Below are 15,466 nucleotides of genomic sequence, written 5' to 3'. Positions count from 1 at the left end.
CCTTCCAGGGATGAAACTCTGTACGTAGTACGTTATATTGCTCTCGATGGTAAATCCGTACTGCGTACATAGTTTTGGCGCACACAGCTGGGGAGGACGCGTGGCCGAATCACGGTTCGCGGTCGAAGCCGAGGGCCTGCGCAAGCGCTACGGCGACACCCGGGCCCTGGACGGGCTCGACCTGCGCGTGCCCGCCGGCACCGTGCACGGGCTGCTCGGCCCGAACGGCGCCGGCAAGACCACCGCCGTCCGGGTCCTGACCACCCTGACCCGGCCGGACGGGGGAACCGCCCGCGTCGCCGGGCACGACGTGGTCCGCGAGGCCGCCGGGGTGCGCACCCGGATCGGGCTCGTCGGGCAGCACGCGGCGGTCGACGAGGTGCTCGGCGGACGCCAGAACCTCGTCATGTTCGCCCGCCTGTACCACCTCGGCGCGAAACGGGCGCGGCGGCGGGCGGACGAGCTGCTGGAGCGGTTCCGGCTCACCGACGCCGCCGACCGGCCCGCCGGGGAGTACTCCGGCGGGATGCGGCGCCGCCTCGACCTGGCCGCGTCCATGATCCTCGCGCCGCCCGTGCTGTTCCTGGACGAGCCCACCACCGGCCTGGACCCGCGCGGCCGCAACGAGGTGTGGGAGGCGATCCGCACCCTGGTGGACGGCGGCACGACCGTCCTGCTCACCACCCAGTACCTGGAGGAGGCCGACCGGCTCGCCACCGGGATCTCCGTGGTCGACCACGGCCGCGTCATCGCCGAGGGCGCCCCCGACGCGCTGAAGGCGCGGCTCGGCGGCGACCGGATCGAGGTCGTCCTGGACGACCCCGGGGCGCTCGCCGCCGCCGCCGCGATCGTCGGCCGCGTCGCGTCCGGCGAGGTCGACGTGGACGCCGAGGCGCTGCGCGTCGGGGCGCCGGTGACCGGCCGCGCCGCGACGCTGACCGAGGCCGTCCGGGCCCTGGACGAGGCCGGCCTCGCCGTCGCCGACATCGGCCTGCGCCGCCCCACGCTGGACGAGGTGTTCCTGCACCTCACCGAAACCGGCGCCGGCGCCGGTACCGGAACCGAAACCCGCACCGGCAAGGAGAAGGAGGGGGTGCGTTCATGAGCGTCCAGACCCTGCGGTGGGCCGTCGCCGACGGCCGCACGCTGACCGGGCGGGCCCTCGCGCACTGGGCGCGGCGGCCCGGCGAGGTGGCCCTCGCGCTGCTGTTCCCCGTGATGGTCGTGCTGATGATGGGCTACCTGTTCGGCGGCCAGATGGACGTGCCGGGCGGCGGAAACTACCGCGAGTTCATCGTCCCCGGCATGTTCGCCCTGACGATGGCGTTCGGCGTCGAGACGACGTTCGCCGCGGTCGCCGGCGACGCCGCCAAGGGCGTCACCGACCGGTTCCGCGCCATGCCGATGGCCCAGTCCGCCGTCGTCGTCGGACGCGCCACCGCGGACATGCTGCACTCGGTCGCCGCCCTGGCCGTCATGGCGGCCTGCGGCGTGCTGATCGGCTGGCGCGTCCACGACGGCGCCGCGGGCGCCCTCGCCGCGTTCGGGCTCCTGCTGCTCCTGCGGTTCTCGCTGGTGTGGCTGGGCATCTACCTCGGCCTGGTCGCCAAGGGGCCGGAGTCGGTCGCGGCGATCCAGATCCTGGTGTGGCCGATCGGGTTCCTGTCCAGCGCCATGATCGCGCCGAGCACGATGCCGGGCTGGCTGGGCGCGATCGCCGAGTGGAACCCGATGTCGGCGACCGTCACCGCGTGCCGGGAACTGTTCGGCGCCCCCGGGCACGCGGAGACGTCCACCTCGTGGGCGGCGCAGCACAGCGTCCTGATGGCCGTGGTGTGGCCGCTGGTGATCGCGGCGGTGTTCATCCCGCTGTCGGTGCGGCGCTATCGCGCCATGGACCGCTAGCCGGCGGGGCGCTGCGGCCGGGTCAGCCGCCGGGCAGGAGGGCGGCGCGGTGGCGGGCCAGCGCCAGCGCCGGATAGCACCCCTCGGGCAGCGGCTCCGCGGTGCCGAGTGCGGCGCGGAGCCGCCGCCCGACGGCCGCCGGGTCGTAGGGCTGGACGACGCACAGCTCGGCCTGCATCGCCTGCCGCGCCGCCCCCATCAGCGCCGGGACGTCCCCGACGATCACCACCTCGGAGGGGACGTCGCCGTGCGACAGCCGCACCGCCAGCGCGTGCATGCCGCGCGTGCCCGCTTCCTCGTAGCGGAACTCGCAGACGAGGCGGTCGCCGTCCAGCGGCCCCTCCTGGATCAGCCACACCTGGCCGGGGACGACGCGTCCGAGCGACCCCTCCCAGGGCGCCGCCGGAACGTCGCCGAGCTCGCCGGCCGCGCGTCCGGCCGCCTTGCGCCCCTCCACCGGGCCGATCACGGCGAGCGCCCGCAGGAACGCCCGCGCGCCCGGCGTCGCCGCCGCCCGCAGGCACGTGATCAGATCGCCGAGCGCGGCGCGCCGCCCCTGCGCGTGCGGGGCCGCGGCCTCCAGGCCGCCGAGCTGCGCGGACACCCACACCTCCGCCTGCAGCGGGCCGGGCAGCGACGGCAGGGCGCCGGCCTCCCGGACGTAGGCCGCGTACACCTCGCGCAGCCCCGGCAGCATCAGCTCCGGACTCGCGGACGATCGGGTCGCACTCACCGCATCAGCCTATGAGACACGCGGCGCCGTCGCGTAAGGCGGCCGCGGCCCTCACGCCGGGACGGTCAGCAGCGTGCGGCCCTCACCGATGGTCCGGACCTCGAACCGGCTGATCTCCTCGGGGTTCAGCGCCGTTCCGCCCTGCAGCGTCAGATGCGGCTGCGCGGACCCGGGCAGCCCGTACCCCTTGGCGGGGACGGACCAGCCGGCGACCGTGTGCGCGTCGCCCCGCGCGTCCACGGCGACCAGCTCGCACCGCAGCGGCCCGCGGACCTTGCTGAGCCGCAGCCCGATCCGGCTGCCCCACGCCTTGCCCTGCATCGCGACCGTCCCGGTCACGCCGGTGCCCGCGTCGGACGCCGACACCTTCTGCCCGTCCCGCATCAGCGCCGCCGCCGTCCCGGTGTCGGGCCGGGCGGGCGGTGCCTGTTCCCGGTCGGCGCCGAGCGTGAACCCGGTGCCGAGCGCCCCGCCGAGCAGGACGACCCCGGCGGCGGCCGCGGCCAGCGCCCGCGCCGCGCGGTACCGCCGCCGGCTGCGGATCCGGTGCCGCATCAGGTCGGAGACGACCGCGGGCTCCGGCGGCACCGGGATCGCGCCCGCCGGTTCGGCGATCGGCCCGATGCCGTCCAGCGTCCGCGCGATCCCGCGCAGCTCGCCGAGCTCCTCGTGGCAGGAAGCGCACGTCGACAGGTGCGCCTCGAACGCGCGCCGGTCGGGCTCCTCCAGCAGGCCGAGGGCGTAGGCGCCGACGTCGATGTGCAGCATGTCCGCGCTCATGGCGTCACACCCCTCTCCTCCAGGGCGACGCGCAGCGCCCGGAGCGCGTAGTAGACCCGGGACTTCACCGTGCCCACGGGGATGCCGAGATGCTTTGCGGCCTCGTTCACCGAGCGGTCCCGGAAGAACGTCTCGTTGAGGATCTCGCGGTGGGCGGGGGACAGCGCGAGGAGGGCTTCGGACACGACGACGGAGCGCAGCAGATCCTCCAACCCGTCGGGGACGCGCATGTTCTCCAGCGGGCCCTCGCCCGCCTCCTGCGGCCTGGCGTTCTTGCGGCGCTGGTCGTCGATGACGATCCGGCGGGCGACCGTCGCCAGCCACGGCAGCAGGGAGGTCGCGTTCTCGTCGAGCTGGTGCGCGCTTCGCCACGCGCGGATCATGGTCTCCTGCACGACGTCCTCGGCCCAGTGCCGGTCGCCGCCGGTGAGGCGGAGCACGAACGACAGCAGCGGGCGCCCGTACACCCGGTACAGCTCGGTCACGATCACCTGGTCGTCCACACCGCCCGAGGGCTGCGGGCCGCGGAACCAGCTCCACGTGCCGGCGGGTCGTTCTCGGGGGGCCGACACGGCGGTCGGTGATCTGTGGGCCATCGGGGGTCTCCGGCGGTTGCGGGGGCTGGGCGGCGCGGTGACCGTGAGCCTGGTGTCACGTTGGGAGGCAGTACGGGATCCCGGCGGCCGACGGTTCAACAGCGCCCGGTTCGCCATGGATTTTCCAGTTCATCCCTTACTAGTTCGATATGTTTTCCTTACCCTTGGCGCGGGCCGCCGCCGGGCCGCGTCCTAATGCCGAACCCGCGGACCTCCGCCGGGCAACGCTCACTCCACACTTGGAGCGAATGCGGGCATCGGGCCCATTTGCCCATAGAGGACCGAGGGGCGGATCGGCATAGTCATGAAAGGGAACGGGAACACGCAGCTCGCCTACCGCCTGCTGCTGGCGGTGGACATCCAGGGGTACAGCAAGCGCGACACGCGCGAGCAGCTGCTCGCGCAGCGGCGGCTGTCGGACGCGCTCGACCACGCGGCGCGCGGCGTCGGCCTCGACCGCGGCCGCTGGGACAAACAGGTCGGCGGGGACGGCGAACTCGCCACGCTGCCGGACGGCATCGACCCCGCACCGGTGGCCGGCGACTTCGTCATCGGCCTCGCCGAGGCACTGCGGGAGGTCAACCGGGACGCGGGCCGCTTCCGGCTGAGGGTGCGGCTCTCCCTGCACCACGGCACGCTGACGGCCGGGCCGTTCGGGCCCGCCGGCGACGCGCCCATCGTCGTCCAGCGGCTGCTGGACGCCGCGCCGCTGCGCCGCCTGCTGGTGGACGACGCGGACCGCGACCTGGCCTACGTCGTCTCGGACTCGCTGTTCGAGGACGTCGTCCGGACCGGGTTCTGCGCGCTGCCGCCGCGGGCGTTCCAGGCCATCAAGGTGACCGCGAAGGGCGCGGCGTTCCGCGGCCACATCCTCACCGGCCGCGCCGCCCGCCGCGACGGCAGGGGCGACACGGGCGACCCGGGCGGCGAGCGGGGACCGGACGCCGGGCCCGCCCCCGGCGCCCGCGTCCTCGACTTCCCCGCCCTCGCGTCCAGGTAGCGGCCCGGGGCGGGAAGGGATCGATCCGGCGCGGGGTTGTCGCCTGAAACCCGAACTTCCCACGGAGGCGGACGATGGTGGACGACGCGGTGCCGGCGATGGACACGGCGCTGGTGAAGCTGGTGGCGGGACGCGATCTCGGGGTGCTGGCCACCCTCAAGCGCGACGGGCGGCCCCAGCTCTCCAACATCAACTACCACTTCGACCCGGACCGCCGGCTCGTCCGGATCTCCGTCACCGCCGACCGCGCCAAGGCCCGCAACCTGGCCCGCGACCCGCGGGCGAGCCTGCATGTCAGCTCCCCGGACGGCTGGTCGTACGCGGTCGCCGAGGGCGACGCGGACCTGTCGGCCGTCGCCGCCGACCCCGGTGACGCCGCCGTGGAGGAACTCGTCGCGGTGTACCGGGACATCCGCGGCGAACACCCCGACTGGGACGACTACCGCCGCGCCATGGTCGAGGACCGCCGCCTCGTCATCCGCCTCCACGTCGAGCGCCTGTACGGCATCGCCCGCTGACCGCGCCGGTTCGGGCGTGCCGGGCCCGTTCGGGCACGCCGGGCGGAGGATCCTTCTACCGAGTCGAACGTTCCACCACCCGCGGCGCGGGAAACGCGCCGCGGGGGCGGCGGCCGCTGGGCGGCGAGCGGGTTCCGTGACACTCTGACGGCGCCGCCGACCACGGCACCGCCCATCACGGCACTACCCACCACGGCACCACCCACCACGGGGCCGCCGATCACCGGGAGGGACGATGTGCGACGCGGACGCGCTGCACCCGCCCGAGGTCCAGCGGGCCCTGGAGGAGTACCGGGCGCTGCTGCGCGAGCACGGCCCCACCTGGGGTGAGGACCCGATCGGCTACGTCCGGCAGATCGCCGCCAGCGCCTTCCTGATGGACGAGCACGACTACTGGATCACCTGCCTGCGCAAGGTCGTCGACGCGCACCCCGGCGCGTCCGACGAGGAGATCGACGCCCGCATCCTGGACCTCGACGTGCACGAGGTCGTCCGGGACGCGCTCGGCGGCCGGGTCCTGGACAACCTTCCCGCGCTGCGCGTCACACCGGGCGGCGTGTCCCTGGAGGCCGTCCCGCGGGCGGTGCTGGACGACGACCCCGTCCGCACCACCCTGCTCATCGACTCCTCGCGGGACGCCCCGGTCGTCGTCCGGGTGGACGGCGCCGACCACGAAATCCCGGCGCGCGGCGCGCGGCTCGTCCCGGTGACGTCGCACGGCCACGTCACCGTCGACGGGACCCGCGTCCCCCTGGGCCCGCTCACCCGGCAGGCCCTCGCCGGACGGCTCCGGCTGCGCGCCGGCCTCCCCTGCCGGTGGACGGTCGTGGGCGCCGACGGGCACGGCTGGTACCCGCCGGGCGCCCCGCACCGGATCGACGCCCACCGCCTCCCCTACTTCCACGGCGACGACATCGTCCTCGACGTGCCCGCAGAACCCCTCACCGTGCGCGTCACCAGAGGGATGGAGTACGACACCGCCGAAACCGAGGTCGCCCCGGGCGTGGGTGTGGAGACGCTCGTCGAACTGTCCCCGCGCCGGCTTTACGACGCCGCCGCCAGGGGCTGGTACGGCGGGGACATGCACGTCCACATGAACTGGGCCGGCGACACCGTTGGGACGCCCGCGCAGGCCGCCGCCGTCCAGCACGGGGAGGACTTGCACGTCCTCAACCTCGTCGCAGGCAACGTCGCCTCACAGCGCGTCTACGACCGCGAGGCCCTGGAACACTGGGCAGGGCGCGACATGCCGTGGTCGGACGCCACCCACCTCGCCCGCCTCGGCGTCGAATACCGCAACGACCTTCTCGGCCACCTGTACGCGTTCGGCGTCACCGCACCGCCCGGGAGGTTCCACACCGGGTTCCTCGGCACCGCCGACTTCCCGCCGAACGGCGTGGGCTGCCGCGAACTGCGCGACCTCGGCGCCGTCCTCGGGTACAGCCACCCGTTCCACATCCCCATGAGCGAGGACGACCCGCCCGCCGCGGCGCTCGCCGGCGGCCGCAACTGTTCGTCCCGCGAGATCGTCGCCGACGCCGCGCTCGGCCTCATCGACTCCCTCGACGTCCTCAACCACTCCTCGATCCAGACGACCGCGATCGTGTACCGGCGGCTGCTCGGCGCCGGCAACACCCTGGCCGTCACCGCCGGGACCGACGCGATGCTGTCGTTCCAGCGGCGCGGCAACCAATCCAGCCCGCCCGGATGGGAACGCGTCTACGCACGGGTGGACGGCCCGCTGACCGCCGCGTCCTTCGCCGAAGCGATCCGCCGCGGACGCACGTTCGCCACCACCGGCCCCTGGCTGGAACTGGACGTGAACGGTCACGGCCCAGGGGACGTCCTGGACGTCGCCCCAGGGGAACGCGTCACCGTCACCGCGCGCACGATCGGCCCTGAAGTGCTCCGCATCGAACTGCGCACCGCGGGCGGCGTCCTCGCCGAGGGCCCGCCGGGGGAGGTCACCGCCGAGTTCACCGCCGGCGGCCCGACGTATGTCGTCGCCGTCGCCATCGGCCCGCAGCACGAGCGCTCCATGCACCACTCCGGCGCGTTCGCGCACACCAGCCCCGTCCACCTGCACGTGGACGGACGGCACGTCGCACGCGAAGCGGACCTGCGCTGGTGCCTGGAGTACCTCGACCGGCTGGAGGACCTGCTCCGCCGCGCCGCCCGCATCGACGACCCGAACCAACTCGTCACCCACCTCGACCTGCTGGACGCGGCACGCGCCGTCTACACCGCCCGCCTCACCGGCGGCTGACATGTGCGGGCGGGGACGGGCCCGTTTGCAAGTGAGCACTGACACGGCCCCGGGGAAGCGCTTGTGCCGCGGCGCCCGGCTGGCTACCTTGCGGTAATGATCCAGGCCACCGCCACGTCCACCGCCACGCCCGAGGACCTGTTCCGGCATCTGGCCGTCCCCGAGGCGTGGGGCGCGTGGGGCAAGTTCCCCATTGCCGCCAAGCAGACCCGCAAGGGCGACACGACCGCATACGGCGTCGGGACGGTCAAGAAGATCTGGCCCGCCAGTGAGCAGACCGTCGCCTACGAGCCGTACACGCACTTCGGCTACATCGCCCTGTCGGGGCTCCCCGTCCGCCGCTACCGGTCGGACGTCCACCTGGAGGCCCGCGACTCCGGCACCGCCATCCGCTGGGAGGCGGAGCTAGAGCCGCTGATCCCCGGCACCGGCCCCCTGCTGCGGCTGGTGTTCCGGCTCATGCTCTCGTCCTTCACCCGCTGGCTGCCCGCGCACGTCGAGAACTGCCCCCCGAACTGCCCGGCCCGCCAGGCCGGCGACATCTAAGCCATCCGGCTGCGGCGGAAGCGTGTTTCGGCAACGACCCCGGCCCCGCACGCGAGCGCGGGACCTGACCGGTGAGGCTAAGCCGAAGGCGAGCCTCACCGGGAAGATCGCGAAGCGATTCGCGGTCGCACAGGCCAGGTCACGGAGCGAGCCGCCAGGCGAGCGCAGTGGGCCTGGACTGCAGTAAGCAGGCCGGAGGCCGCGCGACCCCCCGCGCGGCCCCCGGCGGAAAAGGTGCAGGCCGAGAGCACCCCGCAGTTCCCTCGGCCTGCACGAACTAGGCCCCCCGTGGGCCCCTCCCGCTCACACGGGATCGGGGCCGTAGACCTCCCACAGCTCACCGGCGAAGAACCTGCCGAAGCGCAGCAGCTTCTCCACCCCGTCCGGCCCCGACGTGCGGAACGTCGTGAGCTGCCGCACGAAGTCCGTCAGCTGGATGTGCAGCACACCCGCCGCGACGACCTCGGCGCCGTCCTCCTCGTCCTCGCCGACATGGCCGTCCAGGACCCGCACGTACAGCGTGGACGTGTCCGGCCAGATCCGCGTCGGCGGACCCTGCAGGACGTCCTTCCGCCCGCTCAGCGTGCGCCGCGCGCCGTCGCCGTCGGTGTAGAACAGCCGGTACTTCATCAGCCGCCGGTCGTCCGTCCCGCGCTCGTCGTCCGGCCCGTCCGGGCCGTGCTGGGCGACGAACAGGTTGAACCTGCCGCGTTCCACGGGACAGCGGCCCCCGTGGCCGGCGGCGTCGACCCACCCCTCGGCGCGCGCCTCGTGGTCCGGCTCGGCCAGGAACCGGTCGGTGTCCTCCGCGGTGATCGTCAGCCGGAACGACAGCGGCCGGCGGCCGTCGGCCATCTCACCGATCCGCGGATCGGTCTCCCCGTAGGTGACGAACCCCTTCATCTCCTCGGTGAACGACAGCGACGTACGGTCCGCCGCCGCGGTGGACGGTCCCCGTGACCCTCCGCGGCGCCCCGAATCCGGACCGTACGCCGAGCCGTTCCCCGCCCCGTCCGGCGAGCCGGCTCCCCCGGCCGGCTCGGCCCCCGTGGCAGACGGGACGGTCGTGGCGGAACCGCCCGCACCCCGTTGTGCGGACGCGTCCTCCAGCAGCCGCGTCGACAGCCGGTCGGCCTGCGCGGCGATCGTGAGCGAGGGGTTCGGGCCCACCGGTCCCGGCATCGCCGCCCCGTCGGCGATGTAGAGGCCCGGGAACCCGAACACCTCGCCGAAGGCGTCGCAGACGCCTTCGCCCGGGTGGGCGCCCATGGGGGCGCCGCCCAGCGGATGGACGGTGATGATGCGCTTGCGGAACCACATCGGGTTGTCGGCGTAGTGGGCGCCGAGGACGTCCGCGATGCGCTGCATGGTCTTGCGGACCCGGTTGAACAGCTCCTCGCTGGTCTCGGCCGTCCAGTCGGCGGCGAGCCGGCCGTCCTTCAGTTGCAGCCGCCCGTCGGCGGCGTCACGGCCCATGCCGAGCAGCGGCAGCGAGCTGACCGTGAGGGCGCCGTCGCCGATCAGGTCCGAGATCTCCTTGGACAGGTTGGTGTCCGGCGCGTCCCGGAACAGGTCGGTGAACCGGTCCCACAGGAACTTCACCGCACGCTCGAAGTCGTTGCCGATGTCGAAGCCGTCGACGATCCAGTCGGTGAACCCGGGGTAGCCGCCGTCCTCGATGTAGGCGCCGCGGCCCGCGCCGGGCACGCCGTCCAGCTCGTCCGGCAGCCGGATCGCGGTGGTGATCACCGGGCCGCGGCTGGCGTTCAGCGGCCGGACCCGGTTGCGGTCCTTGGCCCGCAGCAGGAACGTCAGCAGGTCGCCGTTGCCGCTGAACCGGGTGCCGAGCGCGTCGCTCAGCCCGGGGAACGCCTCCCGCGACTTCAGCAGCAGGTACGCCGTGCCGTAGGTGCCGGCGCCCAGGATCAGCCGGTCGCACGTGATCGTCTGGACGGGCGGGCGGCTCTTCTTCGCCGTCAGATCCGCGTGGTGGACGTAGTCGACCTCGTACCCGCCGCCGGGCCGCGGCCGCAGCGCCTTCACCTCGCGGGACGTGCGGATGTCGGCGCCGTGGTGCGCCGCCGCCGACAGGTAGGTGTGGTCGAGGCTGTTCTTGGCGCCCTCGTTGCAGCCGATGTCGCACTCGCCGCACAGCCGGCACGTCCGCCGCGGGACGCCGTGGATGTTGCCGTACCCGGCGTCCGCGATCGGCAGGCTCAGCGCGGGCTGCCCGCCCGGCTGGGAGGCGAAGCTGACCGCCAGCGGCGGCAGCGTGCACTGCAGCCCCAGCTCCGCCGCCGCGTCCTGCATCGCGTGCGTCTTCGGGGTGTCGTCGAAGGGGACCTGGTCGAGCGGGTACGGCGTCGCGCCCAGCATCTTCTCGACCGCGTCGTAGTGCGGGTCGAGGTCGGCCCGCGAGACCGGCCACGGCTCGTGCCCGCCGCCGGGCAGCGGCCGGTCGTGGACGAACCAGTGCTCGTCCTTGCGCAGCAGCACGTTCGCGTAGATCAGGGAGCCGCCGCCGAGGCCCGACGACACGACGGAGTCGCAGCCCTTGAAGCGCCACACGTCGAACATTCCGTACAGCCCGGCGGCCGGGTCCCAGAACGCGCGTCCCAGCTCGTGGGGCGACCGCGGGAAGGTGCCCGGCGGGTACGGCTGCCCGCGCTCCAGCAGGACGACCGACCGCCCGGCCTCCGCCAGCCGGTACGCGGCGACGGACCCTCCGAACCCGGACCCGACGACGACGGCGTCGACATGCTCGGCGTTCACGTGCTCCATGTCAGCCCGCCTTCCGCTTCAAGAAGTCGAGGACCTGGGGGAACACCTCGGCGTCGACGTTCGCGCCCATGAAGGGGTCCTGGTGGCCGTAGCCGGGCAGGATCGCGAGCTCGTGCAGACCGGGCGTGACCGATTCGAGCAGGCGGTGGCAGACGATGTTGGAGTCGGTGAACACGTGGTTGCGGTCTCCGGTGAGGAACAGGATCGGGGTGGTGACCGACGCGGCGTCCGCGAGGTAGTCGTCCGGCAGGTCCGCGTGGCCGGGGTCGCGGCGGTCGTACTTCACGGCCCGGCCGGCCTTCACCATCTTGTGCATGTGCCGGTAGTAGTGGACGTTGCAGGCCCCGAACAGGTCGGGCAGCCGGCCGTGCGTGACCGGCGACATCTTGTCGTGCGAGAAGATCGGCTTCCCGCCGCCCCACATGAAGCTGAGCATGTGGCACGCGGGCTCGTCGCACGAGCGGTGGAACGGCGCGATCGCCTTGGCGAGCATCCAGCCGCGGGTCAGCACCGGCGCCGTGCCGTAGCGGGGGTCGAGCTGGCACGGTCCGAGGACGTACTCCATCATCGCCGGCCCGTACCCCAGCTTGATCCTCGACCAGGCCGGCGTCCGCGGGGTCAGTGAGACGCTGTTGCAGGTCAGGCTGGTGATGCCGGTGACCGTCCCGGCGAACAGCGCCATCGAGAACGACACCGAGCCCAGGCAGTGCGTGATCACGTGGACCCGCCGGTCCCCGATGTGGCGGCGCAGCTCGGCCAGCGCGGCCGGGTGGTCGTACAGCGCCACGTCGTCGAGATCGTGGCGGTGGGTCTCGGCGTTGTAGGGGAACCGCCCGCTCATCCGGAAGTCCAGCGCCCACACGTCGCCGAACCCGGCGTCGTGCAGGAAGTTCACCAGGTTGGTGTGCTCCGGCATCATGTACATGTCGCTGGACGTCGTCAGCCCGTGCACCAGCAGGACCACGTCGTCGCAGTCGGCGCGGCGGAACCGGGTCAGGTCCAGCCCCAGCCCGTCTTCGGTGGCGAAGGGGTGGGCGGACACCTCGGCGTCGGCGACGCCCGCGCGGGTGAAGCGCGCGATCCGCTGCTGGTCCATGTGTCCATCCCCTCCGGTTCCTGACGCCCCAACCCTGCCAAACGCGTACATCGGCGCGGCATCGTGGAGAACCCGTACTTACGTGCGCCGCCGGACGGGCCGAACGTACGGGACCTACGTGAACTAAGAGTCGGAATCAGCCGGTGTGGTTCACTCTGGGCGGTTCATCTTGGTCGCCACCCCGACCCGCGAGGAGACGCCGATCTTGGCGAACACGCGGGACAGGTGGGTCTCGACCGTCCGGACGCTCAGGTAGAGCCGCTCGGCGATCTGCTGGTTGCTGCAGCCCTCCACGACCAGCATGGCGATCTCATGCTCGCGCGGCGACAGCCCGAACGGCAGCTTCTCCCTCGCGCCCTTCCCGCCCTTGGCCTGCCCCGCCGTGGAGCGCCCGCCCGGCGCGGGCACCCGGACGCCGAGCCGCCGCTGCTCGCGGACGGCCTGGGCGTGCAGCCCGTGCAGCCCGCACGCCTCGAAGGTCTCCGCCGCCGCCCGGACCCGCTCGCGGGCCCGGGCGCGGTCGCCGGCGGCGGCGTGCGCGATGCCGGCGGCCAGTTCGGCGCGTCCCGCCTCCGGGCGGCGCCCCGCCTTGGCGAGCAGGTCGGCGGCCTCGGCGGCCAGCGCCGCCGACGCGGCCGGGTCCGCGGCGCGGATCGCGTGGGCGCGGGTCAGCCGCGCCACGCCGACGTCACCGGTCAGCCTCGGATCGGCGATCGCCTCGGCGATGTCGGCCCAGCCGGCGGCGTCGGCGGCGTCCTCCTGCGCGGCGCGGACGCCCGCGAGCGCCTCCGCGCAGATCACCAGCGTGCTGAAGTCCAGGCCGAGGGTGCCGTCGCCGCACGCGGCGATCAGCGCGGCGGCGCCCTCCTCCAGCCGGCCCTCGTTGACGATCGCGAGGGCGCGGGCGACGTGCGCCATGTGCGTCCACCACTCGCCCGACCCGGTGTCGTTGGCGACGGCCTCCTCACCGGCCCGCAGCGCCCGGTCGTGGTCGCCCATCCAGCTCGCCGTCAGGCACTGCTGGATCAGCCCGTAGGCCAGCACCTCCTGCGAGCGCAGGTCACGGCCGACCGCGGCCGCCTCGTCGGCGAGGGCGGCGGCCTCCTCCATGCGCCCCAGCTGCGCCAGGACGCGGGACTGCCCGGCGAGCATGTAGCCGAGGATGAACGTCTGCCCCGTCGTCCGGGTGATCGACACGAGCCGCTCCGCGTGCCGCAGCGCCGGGTCGTACATGCCGAGGAACGACTCGGCGAACACCAGCCAGGCGAAGCAGTCCAGGCAGTCGGCGAAGTCGTTGTCGGACGCGGCCGAGAACAGCTCGTCGGCGGTCTGCGCGTGGCCGATGGCCTCCTCGACCTCTCCCCGGACGTAGGCGACGATCGGGCGCATCGACGCGACCGCCGCCGTCAGCCCGGGCCCCCACCCGGGGGCGCTGTCGGGGATGGTGTCCAGGATGGCCTGCGACCCGCGTCCGTCCGCCCGCTGGATGCGGTCGGCGACGAGCCGGATCCGCAGCAGCACCGCCTCGGGGGTCTGCCGGTCGGTGGTGCGGCGCAGCTCGTCCAGGACGATCGCGCGGGCCTCGTGGATCCGGCCGACCTGCCGTTCCATGATCGCGCACATGTGGACCGTCCGGGCACGGCGGACGGTGTCGTCGGGCGGCAGCACCCGCAGCAGCGTGCGGGCCGTCTCGCGGCCTTCCTCGGCGTGGCCGCTGACGGCCTGCATGTGGGCCAGCTCGACCAGCAGTTCCACCTTGTCCGGATAGCCGGACCTGTCCGGGTCCTGCGCGGCGGCGTCCGGCATCAGCTCCAGCGCCGCCTTCAGCCAGTACGCGGCGGTGCCGGGCGCCTGGAGCGCGACGACGCGGGCGGCCTCCACCAGCGTCCCGATCGCCTCCCGGTCGCCGAACCGCGCCGACCGCACCACGTGGTGGGCCCGGACGGCCGCAGGGGCGCCCAGCTCCGACAGCCGCGCCGACACCCGCGAATGCGCGGCGATCCGCCAGCCCGCCGCCGTCGAGGCGTAGGCGACGTGCCGCACCAGCGGATGCCGGAACCGGAACCGCCCACCCGGCGCGGGACGGACCACGTCATGGCCGGTCAGCACGTCCAGCGCGGTCAGGGCGGCGTTCTGCTCCATCTCCGCGGCCACCGCGGCGAGGGCGGGCTCGAACACGTCCGCGGCGACGGCGGCGCCACGCGCCATCAGCAGCGCCTCGGGCGGCAGCGCGCTCAGCTCCACCTGCAGCGCGGCCCGCACCGCGGGCGGCACCTCGGTCAGGCTCGTGACGCCGTTCTCCCCGCCCCGCGGCCGCTGTCCGTCGCGCCCCGCAGCGCCGGCCCCGTCGCCCATCTTCGACAGGGCCTCCAGGTAGAACGGATTGCCGCCGCTGGCCTTGAACAGCGCCTCGCAGCGCGACCGGCTCACGCCCGGCCCGAGGAACTCCGCCACTTCGCTCTGGGTGAGCGGATCGGCGGTGACCCGCACGCCCTGCGGGCCCGCGGCGTCCACCAGCGCCGCCAGCCGCGGCGACGCCTGCGCGGGCCGGTAGGCGATCGCCATCAGCACCCGCGCGCGCGGCGGATGCCGGACCAGATGGTCCATCAGCTCGATCGTCGCGTCGTCGGCCCAGTGGAGGTCGTCCAGGATCAGCACGAGCCCGTCCGGGTCGGCGAGGTCCTCCAGCAGGTGCCGGACGGTGCGGTGCAGCTGGTACCGGGCCACGTGCGAGTCGGGGGAGCCGGCTCCGCCGGTGACCTGGGCCGGGTCGGTCAGGTCGCCCAGCGCGGGGAACACCGTCCCGAGTAGCCGCAGCGCCGCGGGGGACAGGTTCAGGGTGTGCTCTTCGAGGCGGTCGTCGAGGGCGTCGACCACGGCGCCGAACGGCATCTCCTGCTCGAACTCCGCCGCGCGGCCCGCCGCGAACGGCAGCTTGCGCGCGATTGCCGCGTCCGCCAGCTCGTTCAGCAGCCGCGTCTTGCCCGCGCCCGGCTCGCCGACCAGCGCCAGGAAGCCGTGGCCGCGCTCGGCCGCGTCGAGAACGCGGCCGATCTCCTGCAGCGCGACCTGTCGCCCAACCAGCGGAGCGTTGCCGGACCGAGCCCCGGCGTCGCGGGCCGCACGACCCTCCATCATGCCCCTTCTTGCGAGGAGGCCGCCGGCTTCGACCAGCGGGGGACTCGCTTACCCGGCTTCGACGCGGAGCGCCGATGAACCTCGGTGATCGCCTGCTGACGGGATGG

Annotated in this window: 12 protein-coding genes; 6 read left to right on the top strand and 6 right to left on the bottom strand. The window is 73.8% G+C overall.

Features of this window, described 5'->3' with window-relative positions; genetic code table 11:
• The first annotated feature begins 100 nt into the window (after nt 1–100).
• Both AB0C35_RS32220 and AB0C35_RS32215 read left to right on the top strand, forming a co-directional pair.
• Nucleotides 101–1,105 (top strand): ATP-binding cassette domain-containing protein, encoded by a 1,005-nt coding sequence (locus AB0C35_RS32220; protein WP_358464221.1) that lies wholly within the window; start codon nt 101–103, stop codon nt 1,103–1,105.
• Nucleotides 1,102–1,905 carry an ABC transporter permease gene (locus tag AB0C35_RS32215; RefSeq protein WP_358464218.1) on the top strand — a complete coding sequence of 268 codons (804 nt, stop codon included), beginning with the start codon at nt 1,102–1,104 and terminating at the stop codon, nt 1,903–1,905. The genes AB0C35_RS32220 and AB0C35_RS32215 overlap by 4 nt, the downstream gene beginning before the upstream one ends.
• A gap of 22 nt (nt 1,906–1,927) precedes the next feature.
• Here the strand turns inward: AB0C35_RS32215 and AB0C35_RS32210 are convergent, their stop codons facing one another.
• The 3 genes from AB0C35_RS32210 to AB0C35_RS32200 are packed head-to-tail and all read right to left on the bottom strand — an operon-like array spanning nt 1,928 to nt 3,903.
• The gene (locus AB0C35_RS32210) at nt 1,928–2,638 is read right to left on the bottom strand and encodes a hypothetical protein (protein ID WP_358464215.1); all 711 of its coding nucleotides are present in this window, start codon (nt 2,636–2,638) and stop codon (nt 1,928–1,930) included.
• Between the two features lie 51 nt (nt 2,639–2,689).
• A complete protein-coding gene (locus AB0C35_RS32205; RefSeq protein WP_358464212.1) occupies nt 2,690–3,418 on the bottom strand; it encodes a zf-HC2 domain-containing protein in 729 nt (242 codons plus the stop codon).
• Entirely contained in the window at nt 3,415–3,903 is a 489-nt protein-coding gene (locus AB0C35_RS32200) for a sigma-70 family RNA polymerase sigma factor (protein ID WP_358464318.1), read from the bottom strand. Before AB0C35_RS32200 ends, AB0C35_RS32205 begins: the two co-directional genes overlap by 4 nt.
• 415 nt (nt 3,904–4,318) lie before the next feature.
• On the opposite strand from AB0C35_RS32200, the gene AB0C35_RS32195 reads away from it, so the two are divergent.
• The 4 genes from AB0C35_RS32195 to AB0C35_RS32180 all read left to right on the top strand — a co-directional run bounded on the left by AB0C35_RS32195 (nt 4,319) and on the right by AB0C35_RS32180 (nt 8,344).
• The gene (locus tag AB0C35_RS32195; protein WP_358464210.1) at nt 4,319–5,014 is read left to right on the top strand and encodes a hypothetical protein; all 696 of its coding nucleotides are present in this window, start codon (nt 4,319–4,321) and stop codon (nt 5,012–5,014) included.
• A gap of 74 nt (nt 5,015–5,088) precedes the next feature.
• Nucleotides 5,089–5,532 (top strand): PPOX class F420-dependent oxidoreductase, encoded by a 444-nt coding sequence (locus AB0C35_RS32190; RefSeq protein ID WP_358464207.1) that lies wholly within the window; start codon nt 5,089–5,091, stop codon nt 5,530–5,532.
• A 235-nt stretch (nt 5,533–5,767) separates the two neighbouring features.
• Nucleotides 5,768–7,798: a CehA/McbA family metallohydrolase gene (locus AB0C35_RS32185; RefSeq protein ID WP_358464204.1), complete on the top strand. Its 2,031-nt coding sequence runs from the start codon at nt 5,768–5,770 to the stop codon at nt 7,796–7,798.
• 96 nt (nt 7,799–7,894) lie between these two features.
• Nucleotides 7,895–8,344, top strand: a complete 450-nt coding sequence (locus AB0C35_RS32180; protein WP_358464201.1) for an SRPBCC family protein — start codon at nt 7,895–7,897, stop codon at nt 8,342–8,344.
• Between the two features lie 303 nt (nt 8,345–8,647).
• On the opposite strand, the gene AB0C35_RS32175 is transcribed toward AB0C35_RS32180, so the two are convergent.
• The 3 genes from AB0C35_RS32175 to AB0C35_RS32165 form a co-directional block, all read right to left on the bottom strand.
• Nucleotides 8,648–11,125: a GMC family oxidoreductase gene (locus AB0C35_RS32175; protein ID WP_358464198.1), complete on the bottom strand. Its 2,478-nt coding sequence runs from the start codon at nt 11,123–11,125 to the stop codon at nt 8,648–8,650.
• 1 nt (nt 11,126) lies between these two features.
• Nucleotides 11,127–12,221, bottom strand: coding sequence for an alpha/beta hydrolase (locus AB0C35_RS32170; RefSeq protein WP_358464195.1), 1,095 nt, complete (start codon nt 12,219–12,221; stop codon nt 11,127–11,129).
• Nucleotides 12,222–12,371: 150 nt separating this feature from the next.
• Nucleotides 12,372–15,356, bottom strand: a complete 2,985-nt coding sequence (locus AB0C35_RS32165) for an AAA family ATPase (RefSeq protein ID WP_358464193.1) — start codon at nt 15,354–15,356, stop codon at nt 12,372–12,374.
• Nucleotides 15,357–15,466 lie beyond the last annotated feature (110 nt).

This window comes from Spirillospora sp. NPDC048819 (assembly GCF_040650055.1).
Classification (GTDB): Bacteria; Actinomycetota; Actinomycetes; order Streptosporangiales; family Streptosporangiaceae; genus Spirillospora.
The sequence above is the reverse complement of the archived record's forward strand: the minus strand, read 5'-3'. Positions and strand labels throughout refer to the sequence as shown.

Coding starts and splice junctions, on each gene's coding strand:
- AB0C35_RS32165 (WP_358464193.1), bottom strand. CDS start 15,356: ATGGAGGGTCGTGCGGCCCGCGACGCCGGGGCTCGGTCCGGCAACGCT.
- AB0C35_RS32215 (WP_358464218.1), top strand. CDS start 1,102: ATGAGCGTCCAGACCCTGCGGTGGGCCGTCGCCGACGGCCGCACGCTG.
- AB0C35_RS32190 (WP_358464207.1), top strand. CDS start 5,089: ATGGTGGACGACGCGGTGCCGGCGATGGACACGGCGCTGGTGAAGCTG.
- AB0C35_RS32175 (WP_358464198.1), bottom strand. CDS start 11,125: ATGGAGCACGTGAACGCCGAGCATGTCGACGCCGTCGTCGTCGGGTCC.
- AB0C35_RS32185 (WP_358464204.1), top strand. CDS start 5,768: ATGTGCGACGCGGACGCGCTGCACCCGCCCGAGGTCCAGCGGGCCCTG.
- AB0C35_RS32195 (WP_358464210.1), top strand. CDS start 4,319: ATGAAAGGGAACGGGAACACGCAGCTCGCCTACCGCCTGCTGCTGGCG.
- AB0C35_RS32180 (WP_358464201.1), top strand. CDS start 7,895: ATGATCCAGGCCACCGCCACGTCCACCGCCACGCCCGAGGACCTGTTC.
- AB0C35_RS32205 (WP_358464212.1), bottom strand. CDS start 3,418: ATGAGCGCGGACATGCTGCACATCGACGTCGGCGCCTACGCCCTCGGC.
- AB0C35_RS32170 (WP_358464195.1), bottom strand. CDS start 12,221: ATGGACCAGCAGCGGATCGCGCGCTTCACCCGCGCGGGCGTCGCCGAC.